Source organism: Paraburkholderia sp. J8-2 (genome assembly GCF_905220195.1).
In the GTDB taxonomy this organism is placed as follows: Bacteria; Pseudomonadota; Gammaproteobacteria; order Burkholderiales; family Burkholderiaceae; genus Paraburkholderia.
The window spans coordinates 1-488 of the sequence record NZ_CAJMZA010000119.1; the positions used below are offsets into that span (position 1 = coordinate 1).

The window sequence follows — 488 nt, forward strand, 5'->3', positions numbered from 1 at the left end:
CCCAGCAGTCGATAGACGACCTGCTGGAAACGCGCGTTGCCGCTGCCGCCATTGAGATTCGCAGCGGCCTTCAGCAGGTCCTGCACTTCCTTCGTTTCGAATACTTTTGCGCTCATGGTATTTGTCTCCTGATACTGGCTGGTGCTTCCTGGTATTGGGGGGAAATCAGCTCAAGCGTCGTTGTCCCTGACGGAGGACGGGTGGCGACACAACGGCGTCACCGAAATCTTCATGTACGGGAAAAGCGGCAAGGCGGTAAGAATGTCGTGCAACTCTGCATTGCTCTCTACATCGAAGATGCTGTAGTTCGCGTACTCGCCCACCAGTCGCCAGATATGGCGCCACTTGCCGCTGCGCTGCAGCTCCTGCGAGTACGCCTTTTCGCGCGCCTTGATTTCATTGGCGACGTTGGCGGGCATGTCGGCCGGGATGTTCACATCCATTCGTACGTGGAATAGCATCGTCAAATTCCGTTTGTCAGGTGTCCG

The 488-nt window shown here is 56.6% G+C and carries 1 protein-coding gene and 1 pseudogene; both read right to left on the reverse strand.

The annotated features are described in order from the left end of the window. Window positions 1–116: pseudogene (locus U5A52_RS43070) on the reverse strand (catechol 1,2-dioxygenase); the annotation flags it as partial. 54 nt (window positions 117–170) lie between these two features. After that, entirely contained in the window at window positions 171–461 is a 291-nt protein-coding gene (catC, locus tag U5A52_RS43075) for a muconolactone Delta-isomerase (RefSeq protein WP_110382889.1), read from the reverse strand. Window positions 462–488: the final 27 nt, after the last annotated feature.

Coding starts and splice junctions, on each gene's coding strand:
- catC (WP_110382889.1), bottom strand. CDS start 461: ATGCTATTCCACGTACGAATGGATGTGAACATCCCGGCCGACATGCCC.